At 67.4% G+C, this 25,050-nt stretch carries 28 protein-coding genes; 23 read left to right on the forward strand and 5 right to left on the reverse strand.

Annotated features, from left to right (window positions below):
• Positions 1–149 precede the first annotated feature (149 nt).
• From ACZY1G_RS10035 to ACZY1G_RS10060, 6 genes are all read left to right on the forward strand, one after another.
• Positions 150–899, forward strand: coding sequence for a deoxyribonuclease IV (locus tag ACZY1G_RS10035; RefSeq protein ID WP_463814136.1), 750 nt, complete (start codon positions 150–152; stop codon positions 897–899).
• A gap of 116 nt (positions 900–1,015) precedes the next feature.
• On the forward strand, positions 1,016–2,089 hold the full coding sequence (locus ACZY1G_RS10040) for a phosphatase PAP2 family protein (RefSeq protein WP_463822312.1): 1,074 nt from the start codon (positions 1,016–1,018) through the stop codon (positions 2,087–2,089).
• Between the two features lie 27 nt (positions 2,090–2,116).
• Positions 2,117–3,751 carry an acyl-CoA dehydrogenase family protein gene (locus tag ACZY1G_RS10045; RefSeq protein WP_463822313.1) on the forward strand — a complete coding sequence of 545 codons (1,635 nt, stop codon included), beginning with the start codon at positions 2,117–2,119 and terminating at the stop codon, positions 3,749–3,751.
• Positions 3,752–3,782: 31 nt separating this feature from the next.
• Positions 3,783–4,721: a crotonase/enoyl-CoA hydratase family protein gene (locus ACZY1G_RS10050; RefSeq protein ID WP_463822314.1), complete on the forward strand. Its 939-nt coding sequence runs from the start codon at positions 3,783–3,785 to the stop codon at positions 4,719–4,721.
• A 21-nt stretch (positions 4,722–4,742) separates the two neighbouring features.
• A complete protein-coding gene (locus tag ACZY1G_RS10055; protein WP_463814140.1) occupies positions 4,743–5,453 on the forward strand; it encodes a PaaX family transcriptional regulator C-terminal domain-containing protein in 711 nt (236 codons plus the stop codon).
• Positions 5,450–6,232, forward strand: a complete 783-nt coding sequence (locus tag ACZY1G_RS10060) for a crotonase/enoyl-CoA hydratase family protein (RefSeq protein WP_463814141.1) — start codon at positions 5,450–5,452, stop codon at positions 6,230–6,232. Before ACZY1G_RS10055 ends, ACZY1G_RS10060 begins: the two co-directional genes overlap by 4 nt.
• Positions 6,233–6,240: 8 nt before the next feature.
• Here ACZY1G_RS10060 and ACZY1G_RS10065 read toward each other — a convergent pair whose 3' ends face one another.
• Together ACZY1G_RS10065 and ACZY1G_RS10070 are read right to left on the reverse strand one after the other, a co-directional pair.
• Positions 6,241–6,642 carry a DUF3060 domain-containing protein gene (locus tag ACZY1G_RS10065; RefSeq protein WP_463814142.1) on the reverse strand — a complete coding sequence of 134 codons (402 nt, stop codon included), beginning with the start codon at positions 6,640–6,642 and terminating at the stop codon, positions 6,241–6,243.
• 2 nt (positions 6,643–6,644) lie between these two features.
• Positions 6,645–6,962: a DUF3060 domain-containing protein gene (locus ACZY1G_RS10070; protein ID WP_463814857.1), complete on the reverse strand. Its 318-nt coding sequence runs from the start codon at positions 6,960–6,962 to the stop codon at positions 6,645–6,647.
• A gap of 114 nt (positions 6,963–7,076) precedes the next feature.
• Here ACZY1G_RS10070 and ACZY1G_RS10075 point away from each other — a divergent pair, with 114 nt between their 5' ends.
• From ACZY1G_RS10075 to ACZY1G_RS10120, 10 genes are all read left to right on the forward strand, one after another.
• Positions 7,077–7,634, forward strand: a complete 558-nt coding sequence (locus tag ACZY1G_RS10075) for a DUF3558 domain-containing protein (RefSeq protein WP_463822315.1) — start codon at positions 7,077–7,079, stop codon at positions 7,632–7,634.
• Between the two features lies 1 nt (position 7,635).
• Positions 7,636–8,166 carry a DUF3558 family protein gene (locus tag ACZY1G_RS10080; RefSeq protein WP_463814143.1) on the forward strand — a complete coding sequence of 177 codons (531 nt, stop codon included), beginning with the start codon at positions 7,636–7,638 and terminating at the stop codon, positions 8,164–8,166.
• Between the two features lie 48 nt (positions 8,167–8,214).
• Positions 8,215–8,790, forward strand: a complete 576-nt coding sequence (locus ACZY1G_RS10085) for a TetR/AcrR family transcriptional regulator (RefSeq protein WP_463814144.1) — start codon at positions 8,215–8,217, stop codon at positions 8,788–8,790.
• A gap of 258 nt (positions 8,791–9,048) precedes the next feature.
• Entirely contained in the window at positions 9,049–9,423 is a 375-nt protein-coding gene (gene rpsL / locus ACZY1G_RS10090) for a 30S ribosomal protein S12 (RefSeq protein ID WP_046361107.1), read from the forward strand.
• On the forward strand, positions 9,423–9,893 hold the full coding sequence (rpsG, locus tag ACZY1G_RS10095; protein ID WP_011895901.1) for a 30S ribosomal protein S7: 471 nt from the start codon (positions 9,423–9,425) through the stop codon (positions 9,891–9,893). Before rpsL ends, rpsG begins: the two co-directional genes overlap by 1 nt.
• Before the next feature lie 78 nt (positions 9,894–9,971).
• Positions 9,972–12,074, forward strand: a complete 2,103-nt coding sequence (fusA, locus tag ACZY1G_RS10100; RefSeq protein ID WP_111508486.1) for an elongation factor G — start codon at positions 9,972–9,974, stop codon at positions 12,072–12,074.
• A gap of 119 nt (positions 12,075–12,193) precedes the next feature.
• A complete protein-coding gene (gene tuf, locus ACZY1G_RS10105) occupies positions 12,194–13,384 on the forward strand; it encodes an elongation factor Tu (RefSeq protein ID WP_463814145.1) in 1,191 nt (396 codons plus the stop codon).
• Positions 13,385–13,597: 213 nt separating this feature from the next.
• On the forward strand, positions 13,598–14,386 hold the full coding sequence (locus ACZY1G_RS10110; protein ID WP_463814859.1) for a cutinase family protein: 789 nt from the start codon (positions 13,598–13,600) through the stop codon (positions 14,384–14,386).
• 23 nt (positions 14,387–14,409) lie between these two features.
• On the forward strand, positions 14,410–15,240 hold the full coding sequence (locus ACZY1G_RS10115) for an SHOCT domain-containing protein (protein WP_463814146.1): 831 nt from the start codon (positions 14,410–14,412) through the stop codon (positions 15,238–15,240).
• A 49-nt stretch (positions 15,241–15,289) separates the two neighbouring features.
• Positions 15,290–16,123, forward strand: coding sequence for a mycofactocin-coupled SDR family oxidoreductase (locus ACZY1G_RS10120; RefSeq protein WP_463814860.1), 834 nt, complete (start codon positions 15,290–15,292; stop codon positions 16,121–16,123).
• On the opposite strand, the gene rocD is transcribed toward ACZY1G_RS10120, so the two are convergent.
• Both rocD and ddaH read right to left on the reverse strand, forming a co-directional pair.
• Positions 16,120–17,337, reverse strand: a complete 1,218-nt coding sequence (gene rocD, locus ACZY1G_RS10125; RefSeq protein WP_463822316.1) for an ornithine--oxo-acid transaminase — start codon at positions 17,335–17,337, stop codon at positions 16,120–16,122. The genes ACZY1G_RS10120 and rocD overlap by 4 nt on opposite strands.
• Positions 17,334–18,182 carry a dimethylargininase gene (gene ddaH, locus ACZY1G_RS10130; RefSeq protein ID WP_463814861.1) on the reverse strand — a complete coding sequence of 283 codons (849 nt, stop codon included), beginning with the start codon at positions 18,180–18,182 and terminating at the stop codon, positions 17,334–17,336. Before ddaH ends, rocD begins: the two co-directional genes overlap by 4 nt.
• 124 nt (positions 18,183–18,306) lie before the next feature.
• Here ddaH and ACZY1G_RS10135 point away from each other — a divergent pair, with 124 nt between their 5' ends.
• From ACZY1G_RS10135 to ACZY1G_RS10145, 3 genes are all read left to right on the forward strand, one after another.
• On the forward strand, positions 18,307–18,756 hold the full coding sequence (locus tag ACZY1G_RS10135; protein WP_463814148.1) for an Lrp/AsnC family transcriptional regulator: 450 nt from the start codon (positions 18,307–18,309) through the stop codon (positions 18,754–18,756).
• Between the two features lie 55 nt (positions 18,757–18,811).
• Positions 18,812–19,984, forward strand: a complete 1,173-nt coding sequence (locus ACZY1G_RS10140) for an NAD(P)/FAD-dependent oxidoreductase (protein WP_463822317.1) — start codon at positions 18,812–18,814, stop codon at positions 19,982–19,984.
• A 104-nt stretch (positions 19,985–20,088) separates the two neighbouring features.
• A complete protein-coding gene (locus tag ACZY1G_RS10145) occupies positions 20,089–21,588 on the forward strand; it encodes an HNH endonuclease signature motif containing protein (RefSeq protein WP_463822318.1) in 1,500 nt (499 codons plus the stop codon).
• Here the strand turns inward: ACZY1G_RS10145 and mftR are convergent.
• A complete protein-coding gene (mftR, locus tag ACZY1G_RS10150; protein ID WP_463814151.1) occupies positions 21,573–22,178 on the reverse strand; it encodes a mycofactocin system transcriptional regulator in 606 nt (201 codons plus the stop codon). The genes ACZY1G_RS10145 and mftR overlap by 16 nt on opposite strands.
• A gap of 90 nt (positions 22,179–22,268) precedes the next feature.
• On the opposite strand from mftR, the gene mftA reads away from it, so the two are divergent.
• Genes mftA through mftD form a run of 4 tightly spaced genes read left to right on the forward strand, consistent with a single transcriptional unit; the run spans position 22,269 to position 25,012 of the window.
• Positions 22,269–22,361 carry a mycofactocin precursor MftA gene (mftA, locus tag ACZY1G_RS10155; protein WP_073682527.1) on the forward strand — a complete coding sequence of 31 codons (93 nt, stop codon included), beginning with the start codon at positions 22,269–22,271 and terminating at the stop codon, positions 22,359–22,361.
• Between the two features lie 2 nt (positions 22,362–22,363).
• Positions 22,364–22,648: a mycofactocin biosynthesis chaperone MftB gene (gene mftB, locus ACZY1G_RS10160; RefSeq protein WP_463814152.1), complete on the forward strand. Its 285-nt coding sequence runs from the start codon at positions 22,364–22,366 to the stop codon at positions 22,646–22,648.
• Positions 22,645–23,832, forward strand: coding sequence for a mycofactocin radical SAM maturase (mftC, locus tag ACZY1G_RS10165; RefSeq protein WP_463814153.1), 1,188 nt, complete (start codon positions 22,645–22,647; stop codon positions 23,830–23,832). Before mftB ends, mftC begins: the two co-directional genes overlap by 4 nt.
• Positions 23,833–23,836: 4 nt before the next feature.
• Positions 23,837–25,012 (forward strand): pre-mycofactocin synthase MftD, encoded by a 1,176-nt coding sequence (gene mftD / locus ACZY1G_RS10170; protein ID WP_463814154.1) that lies wholly within the window; start codon positions 23,837–23,839, stop codon positions 25,010–25,012.
• The last annotated feature ends 38 nt before the right edge of the window (positions 25,013–25,050 follow it).

A 25,050-nucleotide genomic window follows, 5' to 3' on the forward strand; every position in this document is an offset into this window, starting at 1 on the left:
GCTTGATCGTCGCCCGCCTGGCCTTGTAGGCGGCTCCTCAACGCGGCTCGTGCCTCACCGCTTGATCGTCGCCCGCCTGGCCTTGTAGGCGGCTCCTCAACGCGGCTCGTGCCTCACCGCTTGATCGTCGCCCGCCTAGACTCGGCGGGGTGCTGATCGGATCCCACGTTCATGGTGACGACCCCCTGGCCGCGGCGGCCGCTGACGGCGCCGACGTCGTCCAGTTCTTCCTCGGCAACCCGCAGAGCTGGAAGAAGCCGAAGCCGCGCGAGGACGCCGCGGTGCTGCGGGCCGCGAGCACACCCATCTACGTGCACGCGCCGTACCTGATCAACGTGGCCTCGGCGAACAATCGCGTGCGCATCCCGTCGCGCAAGATCCTGCAGGACACCTGCGACGCGGCCGCCGACGTCGGCGCCACCGCGGTGATCGTGCACGGCGGCCACGCCGACGACAACGACATGGACGCCGGCTTCGAGCGCTGGGTGAAGGCGCTGGACTATCTCGAGACCGACGTGCCCGTCTACCTCGAGAACACCGCGGGCGGCGACCACGCGATGGCCCGCCACTTCGACACGATCGGTCGGCTGTGGGACCACATCGGCGACAAGGGCATCGGCTTCTGCTTGGACACCTGCCACGCCTGGGCGGCCGGCGAGGCGCTGGTCGACGCGGTCGAGCGCATCAAGGCGATCACCGGCCGCATCGACCTGGTGCACTGCAACGACTCCCGGGATGCCGCAGGCTCGGGTGCGGACCGCCACGCGAACTTCGGCACCGGGCAGATCGATCCCCAGCTGCTGGTCGCGGTCGTGTCCGCAGCCGGCGCGCCGGTGATCTGCGAGACCGCCGACGAGGGCCGCAAGGACGACATCGCGTTCCTGCGCGACAACCTCTGACGACCTCATCAGACCGTCACAACTTCGTAGCCGAACGCATGTTGAACGGCAGCTGGCCGCAAGGTTAATTAGTCTGACGCCGGGAATCCCTGCCCTTCCCGTGTCGAAAGGCTCATGTGTCCGCAATCGAACAGACGTCGATTGCGGTCGCGCCCGCTCCCGACACCCCGCCGCGGCGCCGGACCAGCCGACTGCGCATCCTGCGGTGGATCGCCGTCGCACTCTGGGCCGCCGTTGTCGTGTACCGGACGGTGACCGACGGTCTGGCGTTCAACCGCGAACTGCTGCTGGTCTACATCTGCACCGGACTGCTCGCGGCCAGCATCGGTCAGGGCCGGCGGATGATCGCGGTGATCCGCGACTGGCTGCCGTTCGCGCTGGTACTCATCGCCTACGACCTGAGCAGGGGGGCGGCCACGCTGATCGGCCGGCCCACGCTGTGGCACTGGCAGGCCGACGCCGACCGTGCGATGTTCCACGGCGCGATGCCCACGGTATGGCTGCAGGAACGCCTCAAGATGCCTACTCCGCCGTGGTGGGAGGTGGTGATCAGCGCGGTCTACATGTCGTTCTTCATCCTGCCGTATGTGATCGCGGCCGTGCTGTGGCTGCGCGACCGGCAGGAATGGAAGGCGTTCGTTCGGCTGTTCGTCGGTCTGAACCTGATCGCGCTGCTGATCTACGCGCTGTTGCCCGCCGCCCCGCCGTGGGCAGCCGCGCGCTGCACGCCCGGTGACGTGACCGGCGGGCCGTCCGGGCCGCGCTGCATGTTCCGACCGGCCCGCGGTGTGCCCGACGGCGGACTGCTCGGCTCGATGCAGTTCTCCCAGGACGGCGCCAACGATTGGATCGAGCGCATCGTCGGCCGGGGGTGGGGCAAGCTGAACCTCCACTCGGCCACCGCGCTGCTGGACCAGGGGCAGGCCAGCGTGAATCTGGTGGCCGCGATCCCGTCGCTGCACGCCGGGATGTCGGCGGCGCTGGCCGCTTTCCTGTGGACCCGGGTGCAGCGGCGCTGGCGTCCTCTGCTGGTGGCTTATCCGCTTGTCATGGCGTTCACCCTGGTCTACAGCGCCGAGCACTACGTGGTCGACCTCCTGCTGGGGTGGGCGCTGGCCGCGGTGGTGATGATCGGGCTGCATCGCTACGACGCGTGGCGGCGCCGTCCGGCTGTTACAGATCTTGTGTGACCGTCGCAAAGATGTAACAGTGTGCGCATGGACACGCACGTCGTCACCAATCAGGTCCCGCCCCTGGCGGATTTCAACCCCGCCGCCTCACCCGTCCTCGCCGAAGCGCTGATCCGGGAGGGCGGGCAGTGGGGCATGGACGAGGTGCACGAGCTGGGCGCACTCGGTGGCTCCGCTGCGGCGCAGCGCTGGGGTGAGCTCGCCGACCGCAACCGGCCGGTGCTGCACACACACGATCGGGTGGGCCATCGCGTCGACGAGATCGAGTTCGACCCTGCGTACCACCAGCTGATGACCGTGGCGATCGGCCACGGACTGCACGCCGCCCCCTGGGCCGACGACCGGCCGGGCGCCCATGTCGTGCGCGCCGCCAAGACCTCGGTGTGGACCCCCGAACCCGGTCACATCTGCCCGATCTCGATGACCTATGCCGTCGTGCCCGCGCTGCGGCACAACCCCGAGCTGGCGGCGATCTACGAGCCGCTGCTCACCAGCCGCAGCTACGACCCCGAACTGAAGGTGCCGACCACCAAGGCCGGTATCACCGCCGGCATGTCGATGACCGAGAAGCAGGGCGGGTCCGACGTCCGCGCCGGCACCACCCAGGCCACCCCGAACGGCGACGGCACCTACTCCCTGCGCGGGCACAAGTGGTTCACCTCGGCGCCGATGTGCGACATCTTCCTCGTGCTCGCGCAGGCGCCTGCGGGGTTGAGCTGCTTCCTGCTGCCGCGCGTGCTCCCCGACGGCACCCGCAACCGGATGTTCCTGCAGCGGCTCAAGGACAAGCTGGGCAACCACGCCAACGCCTCCAGTGAGGTCGAGTACGACGGAGCGACGGCGTGGCTGGTCGGTGAGGAAGGCCGCGGCGTGCCGACCATCATCGAGATGGTGAACCTCACGCGGTTGGACTGCACGCTGGGCAGCGCCACGAGCATGCGCACCGGGCTGATGCGCGCCATCCATCACGCCCAGCACCGCTCGGCGTTCGGCGACTACCTGATCGATCAGCCGCTGATGCGCAACGTGCTGGCCGATCTCTCCGTGGAGGCCGAGGCGGCGACGATGCTGGCGATGCGGATGGCCGGTGCCACCGATCACGCGGTCCGCGGCGACGAGCGCGAGACACTGCTGCGCCGAATCGGTTTGGCCGCGGCCAAGTACTGGGTGTGCAAGCGGGCGACACCCCACGCCGCCGAGGCGATGGAGTGCCTGGGCGGCAACGGCTACGTCGAGGACTCCGGCATGCCGCGGCTTTACCGCGAAGCGCCGCTGATGGGCATCTGGGAGGGCTCGGGCAATGTCAGTGCGCTGGACACGTTGCGCGCCATGATGACTCGGCCCGAGTGTATCGACGTGCTGTTCGACGAACTGGGCGCGACGGCGGGGCACGACCCGCGGCTGGACAGCCACGTCGCCGCGCTGCGGCAGGCACTGGGCGATGTGGAGGACCCTGTGACGATCCAGTACCGGGCACGGCAGGTCGCCGAGAACATCGCGTTGGCCCTGCAGGGCGCGCTGCTGGTCCGACACGGCCACCCCGCGGTCGCCGAGGCTTTCCTGGCCACCCGGATGGGTGGCCAGTGGGGCGGCGCGTTCGGCACGATGCCCACTGGGCTCGATCTGTCGCCGATCCTCGAGCGGGCCATGGTCAAGGCATGACTTCCCAGCGAGAAGCGAAGCGGGATCGCGCATGACACATGCGATCAGGCCGGTGGACTTCGACGATTTGAAGACGATGACCTATGAGGTCACCGATCGCGTCGCCCGCATCACGTTCAACCGGCCCGAGAAGGGCAACGCGATCGTCGCCGACACCCCGCTGGAGTTGTCGGCGCTGGTCGAACGCGCCGATCTCGACCCGAACGTCCACGTCATCCTGGTCTCGGGCCGCGGACAAGGATTCTGTGCCGGCTTCGACCTGTCGGCCTATGCCGAGGGCTCGTCGTCGGCCGGCGGTGGCAATCCCTACCGCGACACCGTGCTGTCCGGCAAGACGCAGGCGATCAATCACCTTCCGGATCAGCCGTGGGACCCGATGATCGACTACCAGATGATGAGCCGGTTCGTCCGCGGGTTCGCCAGCCTGATGCACGCCGACAAGCCGACCGTGGTGAAGATCCACGGTTACTGCGTGGCCGGCGGAACCGACATCGCGCTGCACGCCGACCAGGTGATCGCCGCCGCGGACGCGAAGATCGGCTATCCGCCCACGCGGGTCTGGGGTGTGCCTGCGGCGGGCTTGTGGGCGCATCGCCTCGGTGACCAGCGCGCGAAAAGGCTTCTGCTGACAGGAGATTGCATTACCGGCGCCCAGGCCGCCGAGTGGGGCCTGGCAGTGGAGGCGCCCGCGCCCGAGGATCTCGACGAGCGCACCGAACGTCTTGTCGAGCGGATCGCCGCGATGCCGGTGAACCAGCTGATCATGGTGAAGCTCGCGATGAACAGCGCGCTGATCAACCAGGGTGTCGCCACCAGTGCGATGGTCTCCACGGTGTTCGACGGCATCGCGCGGCACACCCCTGAGGGACATGCCTTCGTGGCCCAGGCCCGCGAGCACGGATTCCGGGACGCGGTCCGCCGCCGCGACGAACCGTTCGGCGACCACGGGCGCGCGACGTCGGGGGTGTGAATGTTCCAGCCGGTGAGGCGGATGACGGCGCGCTCGGTGGTGCTGAGCGTGCTGCTGGGTGCGCATCCTGCCTGGGCGACCGCGAGTGAATTGCTGCGTTTGACAGCCGATTTCGACCTCAAGGAGCCGACGGTACGAGTGGCGTTGACCAGGATGGTCAGCGCGGGTGATCTGGTGCGTTCCCGTGACGGCTATCGGCTGTCCGACCGGTTGCTGGCCCGGCAGCGCCGGCAGGACGACGCGATCGACCCGCGCACCGTGTCCTGGGACGGTTCCTGGATCGGGGTGGCGGTGACCAGCGTCGGCAACGATGCCCGCACGCGATCTACGATGCGAACAGCGTTGCACGACAGCAGGTTCGGTGAACTCCGCGAGGGGTTGTGGTTGCGGCCGGCCAATCTGGACATCACGCTGCCGGATGACGTGCGCCCGCACACCCGGGTGCTGCGGGTGCACGACGACGATCCGGCAGGGCTCGCCGCGGCGCTGTGGGATCTTCCCGGCTGGGTGGCCTCCGGCGAGCACCTGCTCGCCGAGATGGCGGGGGCCCCAGACGTTCCCGGCCGCTTTGCCGCGGCCGCCGGTATCGTGCGGCACCTGCGCACCGACCCCGTGCTGCCTGCGGAACTGCTGCCGGCTGGCTGGCCCGGCGCGGCGCTGCGGTCGGTGTACCAGGACTTCGCCGCGGAACTGGCCGCACGGCGGCACGACGAGATCATGGAGGCGCGATGACAGGCACGGTGAGCGAACACGGAGTGCGGGTCGAGAAGAACGGCCCGGTCACCACAGTGATCATGAACCGTCCGCACGCCCGCAACGCGGTCAACGGGCCGACGGCGGCCGCTCTTTACGCCGCCTTCGACGAGTTCGACCGCGACGATGACGCGGCGGTGGCTGTGCTCTGCGGTGACAACGGAACCTTCTGTGCCGGAGCTGATCTCAAGGCCTTCGGCACCCCTGAGGCCAACGCGGTGCATCGCAGTGGTCCGGGACCGATGGGTCCGAGCCGGATGGTGTTGTCCAAGCCGGTGATCGCCGCGGTGAGCGGCCACGCGGTGGCCGGGGGACTGGAGCTGGCGCTGTGGTGCGATCTGCGGGTGGTCGAACAGGACGCGGTGATGGGCGTGTTCTGTCGGCGCTGGGGGGTGCCACTCATCGACGGAGGCACGGTGCGGCTGCCCCGACTGATCGGCCAGAGCCGGGCGATGGACCTGATCCTGACCGGGCGGGCGGTCGAGGCCGACGAGGCGCTGGCCATCGGGTTGGCCAACCGCGTGGTGCCTACCGGGCAGGCTCGTGCCGCGGCCGAGGAACTCGCCGCCGAACTCGCCCGCCTCCCGCAGCAGTGCATGCGCAGCGACCGGCTCTCGGCGCTGCACCAGTGGGGACTGTCGGAGGCCGACGCGATGGACGTCGAGTTCGGCAGCATGTCGCGGGTCGCCGCGGAATCTCTCGATGGCGCAGCGCGTTTCGCCGCCGGCGCGGGCAGGCACGGGGCCAGCGCGACCTGAGCCCGGCGTCAGCCCTTGCTGATGGTGTTGTTGCTGCCGGTGTCGTTGACCTTCGGATCACCGTCGCGGTAGGTGACCGTGTTGTTGATCCCCACCACCGACAACTCTTTGTCGACCTTGTCGAAGGTGATCTTGTTGTCGGCCCCGCCGATGTTCACGTTCGCGCAGGTGCCCGCGACCGTGAGGGTGTTGTTCGACCCTCCGACGTTGAGAGACTTTCCGTCGGCGCAATCCAGGTCGGCCGTCGTACCCAGTGAGCCGTAGTTGATCGTGTTGCCGATCTCCACCTGCGCGCCCGACGAACCCGCTGTCGCCGTGGGCTGATCGGTGTCAGAGCTGGTGGAGCCGCATGCCGAGAGACCGAGCGCGGCCGCGCACAGCGCCGCACCGCCGAGGAGAAGTCGATTCACGGCTAGGCGGGTACCCGATCCACGCGATTTGTCATCCCCAGTTCGCGGCCGCGATCCCACACCACCGGCGACCCGGTCTTGTAGAACACCGCCTGGTCGTATCCGTACACGGTGATGTCGTTGATGACGTTGTCGGCGACGATCGTGTTGCTCGATCCCTGCACGGTTACCGCCCAGCAGGTTCCGAGCGCGTTGATCTGATTCCCTGTGCCCACCACGATCAGCGTCGCGTTGTTGCAGTCGATGGTCCTGCTCACGCCCTGCCCGGTGATGTGGGTGTCACCGTTCTTGGCCTGCGCGTTCGGCGAGACCATCAGCATGGCGGACACCGTGAGGACGCCCGCGGCCAGCACTCGTGGTGAAGAGGTCACCCCCGCAGCGTACGACGTCGAGCGAGTCGCCACAGCGAGTTGCGCTGGGTACCGTGAGCTGCGATGCACCAGCCTGTCAGCCACCGTGTGATGGATGCCCTCGCCGTTGCTGTCGCCGGTGTCCTCGCGACGGCGACGGTGGGTGGTTGCGCGCACACGGTCGGTGGCACCGCGCAGCGCGAGGAGGGGTCGGTCCCCGACCCCGATCGGTCGTACGGATACGTCGACGACCGGTGCGGTCTGCTCGACGACAGCACGGTTCAGGCGACGCTCGGCGCCGACGACGTGATCCGGCCCTACAGCGGCGCGGTGTGCCAGTACATCCTGTCCCGGCCGCGGGCGGTCACGGTCGACGTGACGTTCTCGTGGTTCGACACCGGCTCCCTCGCGCGGGAGCGCGAGGTGGCCGCCGCACGCGGAGCCGTCGTGAAAGACACGGTGATCGAACGGCATCAGGCGTTCTCGGCCCGGCGCGACGTCACGGGGGCGGCGTGCTCGGCGACAGCCGCCGCGGGCACCGGGGTGCTGAGCTGGTGGGTGCAGTACCGCAACCAGAAGGCCGGGGACCCGTGTGTGGACGCAGTGAAGCTGCTGACGGCGACCCTGCGCTCGGACATGTGAGATGACGACCGCGCGCATGATCGCCGGGCTGGGCCTGGCGCTGAGCATCTCGACGGCCGCTTGCGGCGGGCCGGCCGGTCCCGCCGCGTCGTCCACAGACGCCGGCTCCGCCCGGGGGGCAGGCTTCCGCAGCGCCGACTGCAACGGCATCACCGACTCCGACGTCGCCGCGGCGGCCGGCTCGAACCTGTTCACCCGCGCCGTGGTCAGCGACACCGGATGCTTCTGGCAGGAGAACACGATGATCGGCGATGTCGGCGCCGGCATGGGCATCTCGACCTGGTGGTACCGCGGCAGTGACATGGACACCGAGCGGGAACTCGAGCAGCAGGCCGGCCGCACCCTGACCGAGATGTCGCTGGACGGCAACAAGGGCTTCAAGGCGTTCGACGACTCGGCGTGCAGCATCTACGTGGCCAAGGGGAGCGACGTCATCACCTGGTCCATCCAGACCCTGAACTCGGAGACCCTGCCCGATCTCTGCACCATCGTCGAGCAGCTTGCCCAGCTCAGCCAGGAGCGCGTGAACTAGAGTCTCTCGTCTACCCGGATGGACGGGCCGTGAAGGGGGAACGACGACATGGCTACTCGGCCGCCGCGTACGGCGAGGCTGAGCCGTGAAGCCATCGTCAACGCCGCACTGACCTTCCTCGACCGCGAAGGCTGGGACGCGTTGACCATCAACGCCCTGGCCAACCAGCTCGGCACCAAAGGGCCGTCGCTGTACAACCACGTGCACAGCCTCGACGATTTGCGTCGCTCCGTGCGGATGCGGGTGGTCGGCGACATCATCGAGATGCTCAACACCGTCGGGCAGGGGCGCACCCCCGACGACGCGGTGATGGTGATGGCCGGTGCCTACCGCAGCTATGCCCACCACCACCCGGGCCGCTATTCGGCGTTCACCCGGATGCCGCTGGGCGGCGACGACCCGGAGTTCACCGAAGCAACCCACGCCGCCGCGGCCCCGGTGATCGCCGTGCTGTCGACCTACGGGCTGACCGAGGAATCGGCGTTCTTCGCGGCGCTGGAGTTCTGGTCGGCGATGCACGGGTTCGTGCTTCTCGAGATGACCGGGGTGATGAGCGGCATCGACACGGACGCGGTGTTCAGCGATATGGTCATGCGTCTGGCCGCCGGCATGCGACACCGGTGACGTCACTTACGCAGGTCAGCGGGTTTTGTCGAGGTCGCGCGCCCTGGTATCGTGGATCGTCGTGCCTGGCAGACTAGGCGCCTGCGGCTGAATTCGAGCCGCAAGCACACCTGCGCGCCGGGCCACTTCGCATGTCTGGTGCCGCGGTGCTTGGAAAATACTCCGAGATCACGCGGTCGCCGCATGCGACACGCCCGGATGCGGGGTAGCCCGCGACACGAAACTTCAAAAGACGAAAGCAACACAGGAAGCCGGTACATGCCAACGATCAACCAGCTGGTCCGCAAGGGTCGCCACGACAAGGTCGCCAAGGTGAAGACCGCGGCGCTGAAGGGGAGCCCCCAGCGTCGCGGCGTGTGCACCCGCGTCTACACCACGACCCCCAAGAAGCCGAACTCCGCGCTGCGCAAGGTCGCCCGCGTCCGGCTCACCAGCTCGGTCGAGGTCACCGCGTACATCCCCGGTGAGGGCCACAACCTGCAGGAGCACTCGATGGTGCTGGTGCGTGGTGGTCGTGTGAAGGACCTCCCGGGTGTGCGTTACAAGATCATCCGTGGGTCGCTGGACACCCAGGGCGTCAAGAACCGCAAGCAGGCCCGCAGCCGTTACGGCGCGAAGAAGGAGAAGAGCTGATGCCGCGCAAGGGACCCGCGCCCAAGCGTCCGTTGGTCAACGATCCGGTCTACGGGTCGCAGCTGGTCACCCAGCTGGTCAACAAAGTCCTGCTGGACGGGAAGAAATCGCTGGCTGAACGCATTGTTTATGGTGCGCTCGAACAGGCTCGCGAGAAGACCGGCACTGATCCGGTGGTCACGCTCAAGCGGGCCATGGACAACGTCAAGCCCTCGCTCGAGGTGCGCAGCCGCCGTGTCGGTGGTGCCACCTACCAGGTTCCCGTGGAGGTCCGTCCGGACCGCTCGGTGACGCTGGCGCTGCGCTGGCTGGTCAGCTTCTCGAAGGCTCGCCGCGAGAAGACCATGATCGAGCGCCTGGCCAACGAGATCCTCGATGCCAGTAACGGCCTGGGTGCCGCGGTCAAGCGCCGCGAGGACACCCACAAGATGGCCGAGGCCAACCGCGCCTTCGCGCACTACCGCTGGTGATTTAGCACCCCCGGCAGTGGTGCCGAGGGTGGTGCAAGACGACAGCAACCAAGCAAGCGAAAGAGTGGGAACTTAGCCGTGGCACAGGACGTGCTGACCGACCTCACGAAGGTCCGCAACATCGGCATCATGGCGCACATCGATGCCGGCAAGACGACGACGACCGAGCGCATCCTCTTCTACACCGGCATCAGCTACAAGATCGGTGAGGTGCACGACGGTGCCGCCACGATGGACTGGATGGAACAGGAGCAGGAGCGGGGTATCACGATCACCTCGGCTGCCACGACCTGTTTCTGGAACGACAACCAGATCAACATCATCGACACCCCCGGCCACGTCGACTTCACCGTCGAGGTGGAGCGCTCGCTTCGCGTGCTCGACGGTGCCGTGGCCGTGTTCGACGGCAAAGAGGGCGTGGAGCCGCAGTCCGAGCAGGTGTGGCGCCAGGCCGACAAGTACGACGTGCCGCGCATCTGCTTCGTCAACAAGATGGACAAGCTGGGCGCCGACTTCTACTTCTCGGTGCAGACGATGAAGGACCGCCTCGGCGCCAACGTCGTCCCGATCCAGCTGCCGATCGGCTCCGAAGGTGACTTCGAGGGCGTCGTCGACCTGGTCGAGATGAAGGCCAAGGTCTGGCGTGGTGAGACCAAGCTCGGCGAGAAGTACGACGTCGTCGACATTCCCGCGGACCTTCAGGAGAAGGCCGAGGAATACCGCACCGCCATGATCGAGGCGATCGCCGAGACCGATGACGATCTCATGGAGAAGTATCTGGGCGGCGAAGAGCTGTCCATGGAGGAGATCAAAGGTGGCCTCCGAAAGCTGACCGTCACCAGCGCCGGCTACCCGGTGCTCTGTGGTTCGGCGTTCAAGAACAAGGGCGTGCAGCCCATGCTCGACGCCGTCATCGACTACCTGCCGACCCCGCTGGACGTCGCGGCAGCCGAGGGCCATGCACCGGGCAAGGAAGACGAGATCATCTCTCGTAAGCCGTCGGCCGACGAGCCGTTCTCGGGGCTGGCGTTCAAGGTCGCCACGCACCCGTTCTTCGGCAAGCTGACCTACGTGCGCGTCTACTCCGGCAAGGTGGATTCGGGTTCGCAGGTCGTCAACTCCACCAAGGGGAAGAAGGAGCGTCTGGGCAAGCTGTTCCAGATGCACTCCAACAAGGAGAACCCGGTCGAGACGGCGTCTGCCGGCCACATCTACGCCGTGATCGGGCTGAAGGACACCACCACCGGTGACACCCTGAGCGACCCGAACCATCAGATCGTCCTGGAGTCGATGACGTTCCCGGATCCGGTCATCGAGGTCGCCATCGAGCCCAAGACCAAGAGCGACCAGGAGAAGCTGGGTACCGCGATCCAGAAGCTCGCCGAAGAGGATCCGACCTTCAAGGTGCATCTGGACCAGGAGACGGGCCAGACCGTCATCGGCGGCATGGGCGAGCTCCACCTGGACATCCTGGTGGACCGGATGCGTCGTGAGTTCAAGGTCGAAGCCAATGTCGGCAAGCCGCAGGTGGCTTACAAAGAGACCATCAAGCGCGCAGTCGAAAAGGTCGAGTTCACCCACAAGAAGCAGACGGGTGGTTCCGGTCAGTTCGCGAAGGTGCTGGTCAGCATCGAGCCCTTCGTCGGCGAAGACGGCGCGACGTACGAGTTCGAGAGCAAGGTCACCGGCGGACGCATTCCTCGCGAATACATCCCCTCGGTGGACGCCGGTGCACAGGACGCCATGCAGTACGGCGTGCTCGCCGGATATCCGTTGGTCAACGTCAAGTTGACGCTGCTCGACGGCGCCTACCACGAGGTCGACTCGTCGGAAATGGCGTTCAAGGTTGCCGGTTCTCAGGTCATGAAGAAGGCCGCCGCACAGGCGCAGCCGGTCATCCTGGAGCCCGTGATGGCCGTCGAGGTGACGACACCCGAGGACTACATGGGTGAAGTGATCGGCGACCTGAACTCTCGCCGTGGTCAGATCCAGGCCATGGAGGAGCGAAGTGGTGCACGTGTCGTCAAGGCGCACGTGCCGCTGTCGGAGATGTTCGGCTACGTCGGAGACCTGCGGTCGAAGACTCAGGGCCGGGCGAACTACTCCATGGTGTTCGATTCGTACGCTGAAGTTCCGGCGGCCGTGTCGAAGGAGATCATCGCGAAGGCTACGGGCCAGTAATCGGAGTGAACGGCCCAGTAGGGTCGGCCCAGTAACCGGTAAGTTCGCAGACCACACAACTGAACACATCAACACACCTGCTTAAGTAAAAGCACCAACAAGTCCAGGAGGACACAGAAGTGGCGAAGGCGAAGTTCGAGCGGACGAAGCCGCACGTCAACATCGGGACCATCGGTCACGTTGACCACGGCAAGACCACGCTGACCGCAGCAATCACCAAGGTGCTGCACGACCAGTACCCCGATTTGAACGAGTCGCGCGCATTCGACCAGATCGACAATGCGCCCGAGGAGCGTCAGCGCGGTATCACCATCAACATCTCCCACGTGGAGTACCAGACCGAGAAGCGTCACTACGCGCACGTCGACGCCCCCGGCCACGCTGACTACATCAAGAACATGATCACCGGTGCCGCGCAGATGGACGGCGCCATCCTCGTGGTCGCCGCCACCGACGGCCCGATGCCCCAGACCCGCGAGCACGTACTGCTCGCCCGTCAGGTCGGCGTGCCCTACATCCTGGTCGCGCTGAACAAGTCCGACATGGTCGACGACGAGGAGCTCCTCGAGCTCGTCGAGATGGAGGTCCGCGAACTGCTGGCCGCCCAGGACTTCGACGAGGACGCCCCCGTGGTCCGCGTCTCGGCGCTCAAGGCGCTCGAGGGCGACGAGAAGTGGGTCAAGTCGGTCCAGGAGCTCATGGCTGCTGTCGACGAGTCGATCCCGGATCCGGTCCGCGAGACCGACAAGCCGTTCCTGATGCCCGTCGAGGACGTCTTCACCATCACCGGCCGCGGCACCGTGGTGACCGGTCGTGTGGAGCGCGGCGTGATCAACGTGAACGAGGAAGTCGAGATCGTCGGCATCCGCCCGGGCGTCACCAAGACCACCGTCACCGGTGTCGAGATGTTCCGCAAGCTGCTCGACCAGGGCCAGGCCGGTGACAACGTCGGTCTGCTGGTTCGTGGCATCAAGCGCGAGGACGTCGAGCGCGGCCAGGTCATCGTCAAGCCCGGCACCACCACCCCGCACACCGAGTTCGAGGGCAGCGTCTACATCCTGTCCAAGGACGAGGGTGGCCGCCACACGCCGTTCTTCAACAACTACCGTCCGCAGTTCTACTTCCGGACCACGGACGTGACCGGCGTTGTGACCCTCCCCGAGGGCACCGAGATGGTGATGCCCGGTGACAACACCGACATCTCCGTCAAGCTGATCCAGCCCGTCGCCATGGACGAGGGCCTGCGCTTCGCGATCCGCGAGGGCGGCCGTACCGTCGGCGCCGGCCGCGTGTCGAAGATCATCAAGTGATCTAGATACTCAGCCATACGGAAGTGGCGCTCACCCGATGCGGGTGGGCGCCACTTTTGTCTGTGCACCGTAACGCTTCGGCGCGCAGCGACGATGTATTTCACGGCGGCGGTCGAGGGGTCCGCCGCTTTCACTTTGTACAAAGGTTGGGATCTCTTGAGTATTCGCTCGCTCGCTGCAGCTGCAGCCGCTGCCCTCGTCGGTGGCGCAGCCATGATCGGTCTGTCCACCGGCTCAGCTGCCGCCCAGCCCGGATGCCCTGACGTGCACTGGATCGGGGCGGCCGGCTCGGGTGAGCGCACACCCGCCGACATCGTCGCCGACAACGGCATGGGCCGCGTGGTGAACACCTCCTATCGCGACTTCGCGCAGCTGGTGCAGCGCAGCGGTCGCACGATCACGGCCGAAGCCGTCAACTATCCCGCCGTCCCGGTGCCGCCCGACGGAGGCGCCATGGAGTGGCTGGGCTTCATGGGCAGTGTCGACACCGGTGCGGCGGCGCTGGGTGCGCAGTACGCCGCGTTCGTCGCGCAGTGCCCGACGACGCAGGTGGTGCTCGCCGGTTACTCGCAGGGTGCGATGGTGGTGCACCGTAACCTCGCTGCGCTGGAGACCAGCCCCAATCTCTCGGCCGCCCTGCTGGTCGCCGACGGCGATCGTCTGCCGGCCGATCCCACGCTGAACCTGGGCTCGGTCACGGCCGTTCCGGGGCGCGGCAAGGGTGTCGCGCAGGACTGGCCCATCCTGGCCCACACGCCTGCCCCGCTGACCCCGGCGATGGGTGCCCGCACGATCAGCGTCTGTGATCTCGGCGATGCGGTCTGCGACTACGACCCTGACGCCGAGGACGACATGAACCCGGCGGCGGTGGCCGTGCACACCAGCTATGCGCGGACCCCGTCGTCCGCCGACGAGTGGGTGGCCCCGCTGTTCCAGCTGGTCCAGCAGCGTCCTGTTCCGATTCCTGACGCCAATCCTGTGCAGGTCCCGCCCGGATCCTGAGTGCCCGGGTCATAATTTGACCCGTGTCGACCCTCTGGCGCTACATCAAGATCCAATTGTTCGTGCTGCTGTGCGGCATCGTCGGGCCGATCTTCCTGGTGATCTACTTCGCCAGCGGCCGCGATCCGATGATGAGTTGGATGTTCTGGGGTGGCCTGATCATCACCGCGATCGACATCCTCATCGCACTCGGGATCACCGGGTTCGGGGCCAAGGCCGCCGCGAAAACACAGGAGTTGGAGGCCAGCGGGGTGCTGGCCCTGGCGCAGGTCGTGGGGATTCACGAGACGAACACCCAGATCAACGACCAGCCCCTGGTGAAGTTGGACCTGCGGATCTCCGGGCCGGGCATCACACCGTTTTCCACGCAGGACAAAGTGGTGGCCTCGATGGGCCGTCAGCCGATGATCATGAGTCGCAAGCTGGTCGCACTGGTCGACCCGGTCACCAACGAGTACCAGATCGACTGGGAGCGCAGTTCCCTGATCAGCGGGCTGATGCCGGCGACCTTCTCGGTGGCCGAAGACAACAGGACATACGACCTGACCGGCCAGGTCGAGCCGTTGATGGAGATCCTGCAGGTGCTCAAGGCCAACGGGATCGGCATCAACAGCATGGTCGATCTGAGGTCGAATCCGGCTGCGCGGCAGCAGGTGCAGGCCATCGTGCGCCGCGCAGCCGCGCAGCAGCAGGCGCCGCCCCCCGTGCCGGTCGCGCCGTCCGCGCCGCCCATGACGCCCGCCCCGCCGACGGTCGCGCAGCGACTCCAGGAACTCGAGACGCTGCGTGCCACGGGCACCATCAGCGAAGCGGAGTACACCGCCAAGCGTCAGCAGATCATCGCCGAACTCTAGGGACTAGAACGCGTTCTAGTTCTGCTGTTAGCCTGAGCCGGTGACATCACTGGAAGGGCGCGTCGCGCTGATCACCGGGGCGGCGCGGGGGCAGGGCCGCGCGCATGCCGTCAGGTTGGCTGCCGAGGGCGCCGACATCATCGCGATCGACGTCTGCGCGGCGGTCACCGACACCGTCACCTATCCGATGCCCACCGCCGAGGATCTCGCCGAGACGGCCCGGCTGGTCGAAGAGGCCGGCCGCAAGGTGCTCACCCGGGAGGTCGACATCCGGGATCTCGCGGCCCAGCAGCAGCTCGTCGCCGACGGTGTCGAGCAGTTCGGCAGGCTCGACATCGTGGTCGCCAACGCGGGCATCTTGAGTTGGGGCCGGATCTGGGAGATGTCGGAAGAGCAGTGGGACACGGTCATCGACGTCAACCTCAACGGGACGTGGCGCACCATCAGGGCGGCCGTCCCGGCGATGATCGAGGCGGGCAACGGCGGATCGATCGTCATCGTCAGCTCGTCCGCGGGGACCAAGGCCACCCCGGGCAACGCCCACTACTCGGCGTCCAAGCACGGTCTGGTGGCGCTGACGAACGCGCTCGCGATCGAGGCCGGTGAGTTCGGCATCCGGGTGAACTCCATCCATCCGTACTCGATCGACACGCCGATGGTGCAGCCGGAGGCGATGATGGAGATCTTCGGCAAGTATCCCGCGTTCCTGCACAGCTTTTCGCCGATGCCGTATCAGCCAATGCACCACGCGGGCAAGAAGGGCCTCAAGGAGTTCATGACTCCCGAGGAGGTGTCCGACGTGGTCGCGTGGCTGGCCGGTGACGGTTCGGCGACCATCTCCGGCTCGCAGATCGCCGTCGACCGGGGCACGGCCAAGTACTAGGCCAGCACCTCGGCCAATTGCTGTACAGCCCAGGTGATCTCGTCGGCGCTGACGACGATCGGCGGGGCGAAGCGCAGGGTCGAACCGTGGGTGTCCTTGACCAGGACGCCGCGCCCGGCCAGTCGCAGGCTGATCTGCTTACCGGTCCCGTGCACCGGGTCGATGTCCACCCCGGCCCATAGTCCCTTGCCGCGCACGCTGAGCACGCCGCGGCCGAGCAGGTCACCCAGTCGGGCATGCAGGAGGCCGCCGAGGTCGGCTGCGCGACGCTGGAATTCGCCGGTCTCGAGGAGGTTCACGACGGTGTGGCCGATGGCCGCGGCCAACGGGTTACCGCCGAACGTCGACCCGTGTTCGCCCGGGTGCAGCACGGCGAGCACCTCACGGTCGGCGACCACGGCCGACAGCGGCACCACGCCGCCGCCGAGCGCCTTGCCCAGCAGATACATGTCCGGGACGACGTTCCAGTGGTCGCAGGCGAACGTCGCACCAGTGCGGGCCAGGCCGGCCTGGATCTCGTCGGCGATCATCAGCACCTCACGTTCGGTGCACAGGGCGCGCACCCGCGGCAGGTAGTCGTCGGGCGGCACGATGATGCCGGCCTCGCCCTGGATGGGTTCGAGCAGGACCGCCACGGTGTGGTCGTCGATCGCGGCGGCCAGCGCGTCGGCGTCACCGAAGGGCACCGCCCGGAACCCGGGGGTGTACGGGCCGAATCCGCGCCGGGCGGTCTCGTCGTCGGAGAAGCTGATGATCGTGGTCGTGCGACCGTGGAAGTTGTTGTGCGCCACGATGATGTTCGACTCGTTCGCGGGCACGCCCTTGATGTCGTGGCCCCATTTGCGGGCCACCTTGATGCCACTCTCCACGGCTTCGGCGCCGCTGTTCATCGGCAGCACCATGTCCTTGCGGGCCAGCGTGGCCAGCGCAGCACAGAACGGGGCGAGTGGCTCGGCGTGGAAGGCCCGGCTCACCAATGTCACTCGGTCCAGTTGCGCGTGGGCGGCGGCGATGATGTCGGGGTGCCGGTGGCCGAAGTTCACGGCAGAGTACGCGGCCAGGCAGTCCAAATAGCGTCTGCCCTCGACGTCGGTGATCCAGGCGCCCTCGGCGTGTGCGGCGACGACGGGGAGCGGCGCGTAATTGCGTGCGACGCAACGGCTGTCAAGAGCGACGGCATCCTCGGTGCGGGTGGGGGCGTGCATCGCGGTCATGAATGAACCTCCAGGGTGCAGCATTTCACCGAGCCGCCGCCCTTGAGCAACTCGGACAGATCGATGCCGACCGGCCGGAATCCGTGGTGACGCAGCTGCTCGGCGAAGCCGGCGGCGGCGGCGGGCATCACGACGTTGAGACCATCGGAGACGACGTTGAGGCCAAGGGCGTAGGCGTCGGCGCTGGCGACCTCGATGGCCTGGGGGTACAGCTGCCGCAGCGTGGCCTGTGAGTGCTCGGCGAACGCGGGCGGGTAGTAGGCGATGGTGGTGTCGTCGAGAACGGCCAGGGCGGTGTCGAGGTGGTAGAACCGCGGGTCGACGAGTTCCAGGCTGACCAGCGGCATGTCGAGATGGTCGGCGATCTCCCGGTGGGCGCGTCGGTCGGTGCGAAAGCCGTAGCCGGCCAGGATCGTCGAGCCGACGAGCAGCAGATCACCCTGCCCCTCGTTGGTGTGGCGGGTGTGGACGCATGAGAAGCCCTGGTCGAGAAGCCAGGCTTCGTGCGCCGGTGCCTCGCCGGCGCGTTCGGGGTGGGCGAAGCGCGCGACCGCCGCGCGACCGTTGACGATCATGGCGCCGTTGGCCGCGTAGACCATGTCGGGCAGACCGTGCAGTGGGCCGACTTCCTCGACGGTATGGCCGAGGTCGATGTAGGCCTGCCGCAGCGCTTCCCACTGCGCGAGCGCACGTGCGGTGTCGACGGGCGTGGACAGGTCCATCCATGGGTTGATGACGTAGTCGACGGCGAAATGAGTGGGACGGATCATCACGAAGCGACGCGGTCGAGCGGTGCGATCTACCGTCTTTACAGGGCGGGGAAGAGCGGTCGCGGCGATGTCCATCGTCATGCCTGCACGATATGGGGCGGGGTTCTGCGCAATCAATCTTCACCTGTTGCGTGTCTACCAGTGGTTTGTTGTGCCAAACTGCTGCGAGCAACGATTTGTTGCGCGAAGGAGGCGAAACGTGGCCGACCGGCTGGACGAGACCGACGAACTGATCCTCGCGGAGCTGGCAGACAACGCCCGGGCGACGTTCGCCGAGATCGGGCAGCGCGTGAATCTCTCGGCGCCCGCGGTCAAACGCCGCGTCGACCGGATGCTCGACACCGGGGTGATCCGCACCTTCACCACCGTCGTGGATCGCACCGCGCTCGGCTGGACCACCGAGGCGTACGTGCAGGTGTTCTGCCACGGCACGATCGCGCCGGATCAGCTCCGTGCTGCCTGGCAGGACATCCCCGAGGTGGTCAGTGCCGCCACCGTGACCGGTACGGCCGACGCGATGCTGCACGTGCTGGCCCGCGACATGCGCCACCTCGAAGAGGCGCTCGAACGCATCCGGTCGAGCGCCGACATCGAGCGCAGCGAGAGCATCGTGGTGTTGTCGAACATCATCGAGCGGGCCCGGAGCTGAGCACGCGGTGCGGGGTGGCGCTCGCCGGTCTGTCTTGATGAGGTAGAAAACCCAGATGAGCACTTCTGGTGTGGTGATCGTCGGGGGCGGTTTGGCGGCGGCGCGGACAGCTGAACAGCTGCGCCGCGCAGAGTATGCGGGGCCGGTGACCATCGTCAGCGACGAGGAGCACCTGCCGTACGACCGTCCGCCGCTGTCGAAGGAGGTGCTGCGGGCCGAGCTCGACGAGACGACATTGAAGCCGGCCGACTTCTACGCCGAGAAGGACATCACGCTCGTCCTCGGCAACGCTGCGCGCACAGTGGACACCGCGGCGCAGACGGTCACGCTGGCCGACGGTTCACAGCTCGGCTACGACGAGCTCGTGATCGCGACAGGTCTGGTACCCAAGCGGATTCGGTCGTTCCCTGAGCTGGCGGGCATTCACGTGCTGCGTAACGTCGACGAGAGTCTGGCGCTGCGTCAGGAGTCGGCCGATGCCCGGCACGCCGTGGTGATCGGTGCGGGTTTCATCGGCTGCGAGGTGGCGGCGAGCCTGCGCGCACGGGGTGTCGAGGTCGTGCTGGTCGAGCCGCAGCCGGCGCCGTTGGCGTCGGTGCTGGGCGAGCAGATCGGCGGCCTGGTGACGCGGTTGCACCAGGCCGAAGGGGTGGACGTGCGCTGCGGCGTCGGGGTGGACGCCGTGAGCGGGGATACGCGGGTGCGTTCGGTGACCCTGTCCGACGGTGAGCAGATCGACGCCGACCTCGTCGTGGTGGGCATCGGGTCGCATCCGGCCACCGACTGGCTCGACGGCAGCGGTATCGCGGTGGACAACGGCGTGGTGTGCGACCACGTCGGCCGCGCCAGCGCGCCGCATGTGTGGGCGATCGGCGACGTCGCCTCCTGGCGTGATGAAGCGAAAGGTCAAGTGCGCGTAGAGCATTGGAGCAACGTCGCTGATCAGGCGCGGGCGCTCGTGCCGGCGCTGCTGGGCCAGGACGCGCCGGCGGCGGTGTCGGTGCCGTATTTCTGGAGCGACCAGTACGACGTCAAGATCCAGGCCCTGGGTGAGCCGGAGGCCACCGACACCGTGCACCTGGTCGAGGACGACGGGCGCAAGTTTCTGGCCTACTACGAGCGCGACGGTGTCGTGGTCGGCGTGGTCGGTGGCGGCTTCCCCGGCAAGGTGATGAAGGTGCGGGCCAAGATCGCCGCGGGCGCACCGATCAGCGATCTGCTGGGCTGAGCTTCCTCCGCGGGGTTGTCCCCAATCCGGCATCCATCCACAGGCGCGAGTCAGGGGTGCTTCCGGCACGCCGGATCGTCGGCTCACGGCGGCATACTCGAAGCATGTTCGAACACATGTTCGCCGATGTCGCCGACGAGGCGTTGGTGGGCGCGATCGAACAGGCGGCGGTGGAGGAGGGGAAGGCGTGCGCGCGGCGGCTGGCCGCCATCGCCGAATTGACCCGGCGCAGTGTCGATGACGACGACGAGCGAGCACGCTGGGCTTTCGACCCGTGGGCCCTGACCGCCGCGCGAATCGGCGCTGCGCTCACCATCGGTCAGCGGCGTGCGTCGGCACAGATGCGCATTGCGATGGCGCTGCGGGACCGGCTGCCCCGGGTGGCGGCGCTGTTCTGCGAGGGCCGGATCAGCATCCGGGTGATCAGCGAACTGACGTGGCGTACCCATCTGGTCGACGACGATCGAGTGCTGGAGGAGATCGACGCGGCGCTCGCCGAGCGTGCGGTGTCCTGGGGAGCCCTCTCGGAGGAGAAGCTGACCGGGGCCGTCAACGCTCTGATCGACCGCTACGACCCCGGCGCGGTGCGGTTCACGAAAGACATTGAGCAGGAACGGGACTTCCGGGTCGGAGCCCATGACGACGGCGCGGAGACCACCTCGGCGTGGGGTCGGTTGATGGCTGCCGACGCTATCGCGGCCGAACGGCGCATCGTCGCGATGATCAACGGAGTGTGCGGCAACGATCCGCGCAGCGTCGGCGAGCGCCGCTCCGATGCCGCAGGCGCGCTGCTCAACGGCCGTGAGCACCTGCCGTGCCGCTGCGGATCGCCAGAATGTCCGAAGGCAGACGTTCCGGCACCCGTATCGCAGGTGGTGGTCCACGTGATCGCCGATCAGGCGGCGCTGGACGCGGCGACGAAGCCGGCGTCTGAAGGAGATGTTGCCGTCGAGTCCGACGAGCCGGCCCCGTTGACTGACACCGGAGTCGCGCTGCTGCCCGGTCTCAAGGTCATGCCGGCCACTGCCCTAGCCGACGCCATCGCCGGCGGCGCGAAGGTCACGCCTCTGGGGATGCCCGGGCCTGATCCGGAGCCGAACTACCGGCCCTCGGCCAAGCTGGCTCAGTTCGTCCGGCTGCGGGACATCTTCTGCCGATTCCCCGGGTGCGACGTGCCTGCCGATCGCTGCGACATCGACCATTGCGTGCCATGGCCATACGGGCCCACTCACGCGTCGAACCTCAACGCAAAGTGCCGGACTCACCATCTCATGAAGACCTTCTTCTTCGATTCCGATGGCTGGACCGAGGTGCAATCAGCTGACGGCACAGTGACGTTCACGGCACCCGACGGCCGCAGCTACACCACCAGACCGGGTAGCACGCTGTTCTTTCCGCGCTTCATTGCAGCCACCGCCGACCTGCCGCCGCCACCGCCAGTGCCGCCCGACGCCGCGGCGAAGAGAGTCACGGTTCCGCGGAGACGCCGCCTGCGTAGCGCGGAGATTGCCGCGCGGGTGAAAGCCGAACGCGCGCAAAACCGAGAGGTCCGCGCAGCGGCTGGCACCCCGCGCGATGGCGGCGGCGGTCACGCCCCGTTCTGAGCCTCCAGCCCGGCCAGCCCGCCGGCCAGCAGATCGAAGGCTCCGCCGAGCGCGGCGGCCAGGGACACCGACTCGTCGGCGAGCCACTGCCCGTACGCCGTCAGCGCCACCGCCAGCATCGTCCACGCCACCGTCTGCGGGATCAGGTCCTCGGGGGAGATCTCGAGGCGGCGCGCGACGTAGGCGGCGACCACGGCCCGCCAGCCGGCGTACATGGTCATCGAATATGCCTGCAGCGCCTCGGTTTCCAGGATCAACCGCATGCGCTGGCGGTGTCGGTCCGCATCGTCGAAGTCGTTGAAGGCCAACAGCGCGGTGCGCAGCGCCTCGTGAATCGGCGCTGTCGGATCGGTGGCCGCCAGCAACCCCTTCATCCGGCCCAGATGGGCGTCGAAGTCTCCCCACGGCAGCGCGTTCTTCGAGGGGTAGTAGCGGAACAGGGTCCGGCGGGCGATGCCCGCGGCCGTCGCGACGTCGTCGACGCTGACGTCGTCGAACCCGCGCTCAGTGAACAGGTCGATCGCGACCGCGCTGATGTGCTCCCAGCTGGTCGACCGACGGCGCCCGACACGTGCCTTGGCGGGTTGCATCGACGTCCCCCTTCCATTTAGGCACCCAGTGCCTTATTGTTGCGATCTGCGTCACAAATGTCGAGCCCCACCGAACAGAAAGGCAGTGCCATGGAGCCGAGTCAGCACACTGAGAACGACGAGCTCGTGACCGAGAGTCTGGTCGAAGAGGTGTCCATCGACGGGATGTGCGGGGTCTACTGATCATGACCGCGCCGACCTTCGATCCGGACCAGCGCTGGCGGCTGCATCCGCAGGTGGCCGTCCGGCCCGAGCCGTTCGGCGCGCTGCTCTACCACTTCGGGACCCGCAAGCTGTCGTTCCTGAAGAACCGGACGATCGTCGAGGTGATCAACTCGCTGTCTGATCACCCCGACGTTCGATCCGCTTGTCGCGCAGCAGGACTCGAAGACGACCAACTGACGCCGTACCTACACGCGATGGGCGTGCTGGTCTCGTCGAACATGCTCATCACAGGAGAGGACCGATGACCGTCACCGCCCCCGTGCCCCGGCTCGTCGACCAGTTCGAACGCGGCCTCGACGCCCCGATCTGCCTGACGTGGGAACTCACCTACGCGTGCAACCTGTCCTGCGTGCACTGCCTGTCCTCGTCCGGCAAGCGCGATCCGCGCGAGCTGACGACCCAGCAGTGCAAGGACATCATCGACGAGCTCGAGCGCATGCAGGTCTTCTACGTCAACATCGGCGGCGGCGAGCCGACGGTGCGATCGGACTTCTGGGAGCTCGTCGACTACGCGACCGCTCACCACGTCGGGGTCAAGTTCTCCACCAACGGCGTGCGCATCACCGAGGAGGTCGCCGCCAAGCTCGCGGCCAGCGACTACGTCGACGTGCAGATCTCCCTCGACGGCGCCACCGCCGAGGTCAACGACGCGGTCCGCGGCCCGGGCAGCTTCGCGATGGCCACGCGCGCGCTGGAGAACCTGCGCGCCGCCGGCTTCTCCGATGCCAAGATCTCCGTCGTCGTCACCCGCCACAATGTCGATCAGCTCGACGAATTCAAGGCCCTCGCCGACAGCTACGGTGCCACCCTGCGCATCACCCGGCTGCGCCCCTCGGGCCGCGGCGCCGATGTCTGGGACGAACTGCACCCCACCGCCGCGCAGCAGGTCCAGCTCTACGACTGGCTCGTCGCCCGCGGCGAGCGCGTGCTCACCGGCGATTCGTTCTTCCACCTGTCAGGTCTCGGCGAGCCCGGCGCGCTGGCGGGGCTGAATCTGTGCGGCGCGGGGCGGGTGGTCTGCCTGATCGACCCGGTCGGTGACGTCTACGCCTGCCCGTTTGCGATCCACGACACCTTTCTGGCCGGAAACATCCTGACCGACAACGGTTTCCAGAGCGTGTGGCAGAACTCCGAACTCTTCCGTGAGCTTCGGGAGCCGCAGTCGGCCGGTGCGTGCGGCAGCTGCGGACACTACGACGCCTGCCGCGGTGGCTGCATGGCGGCGAAGTTCTTCACCGGCCTTCCGCTCGACGGTCCCGATCCCGAATGCGTGCAGGGTTTCGGCGAACCCGCCTTGGCCGCCGACCGGAACAAGCCCAAGCCCAGCGTCGACCACTCGCGCAGCGGCGGCCGCACCCCCAAGGGTCCGATTCCGCTGACCCTGCTCAGCGCCCCTCCGAAGAAGTTCTGCAACGAAAGTCCTGTGTAGTCCCATGGCCCGTGACACCTGGTTCGAAACCGTCGCCATCGCCCAACAGCGCGCCAAGAAGCGCCTGCCGAAATCGGCGTACTCGTCGCTGATCTCCGCCAGCGAGAAGGGGGTGACGGTCGGCGACAACGTCGAGTCGTTCTCCGAACTCGGCTTCGCGCCGCACGTCATCGGCGCCACCGAAAAGCGCGACATGGCGACAACGGTGATGGGCCAGGATGTTTCGCTGCCCGTCATCATCTCCCCGACGGGTGTGCAGGCAATCGATCCCGACGGTGAGGTGGCCGTGGCGCGTGCCGCCGCCGCCCGGGGCACCGCGATGGGCCTGTCGTCGTTCGCGAGCAAGCCCATGGAAGAGGTCACCGCGGTCAACGACAAGATCTTCTTCCAGATCTACTGGCTCGGCAGCCGCGACGAGATCCTCGCCCGCATGGAGCGGGCCCGCGCCGCCGGGGCCAAGGGCCTGATCTTGACCACCGATTGGAGTTTCGCGCACGGCCGCGACTGGGGCAGCCCGAAGATCCCGGAACGGATGGATCTGAAGACGATGATCCGGATGTCCCCGGAGGTCGTCACCAAGCCCCGCTGGTTCTACAGCTTCGCCAAACAGCTGCGCCCACCTGACCTGCGTGTTCCCAACCAGGGCCGGCCCGGCGAGCTCGGTCCGACGTTCTTCGAGGCCTACGGGCAGTGGATGGGCACCCCGCCCCCCACCTGGGAGGATGTGGCCTGGCTGCGCGAACAGTGGGGCGGCCCGTTCCTGCTCAAGGGCACCGTGCGCGTGGACGACGCCAAACGTGCTGTGGATGCTGGTGTTTCGGCGATCACGGTGTCCAATCACGGCGGCAACAACCTCGACGGCACCCCCGCGGCGATCCGCTGCCTCCCCGCGATCGCCGACGCCGTCGGCGACCAGGTCGAGGTTTTGCTGGACGGCGGTATCCGCCGGGGAAGCGACGTCGTCAAGGCGGTTGCTCTGGGCGCCCGTGCCGTCATGATCGGGCGCGCGTACCTGTGGGGCCTGGCGGCCAACGGGCAGGCCGGCGTGGAGAACGTCCTCGACATCATGCGCGGCGGTATCGACTCCGCCCTGATGGGCCTGGGGAAGTCGTCGATCCACGATCTGACCCGCGAGGACGTCCTGATTCCCGACGGCTTCACCCGCACGCTCGGGGTGTGACGGACGGGGCGCGAGGTGATGCCCTGACCACGTGGGGA

The sequence above is a fragment of the Mycobacterium sp. IDUB_5 genome, assembly GCF_055419565.1.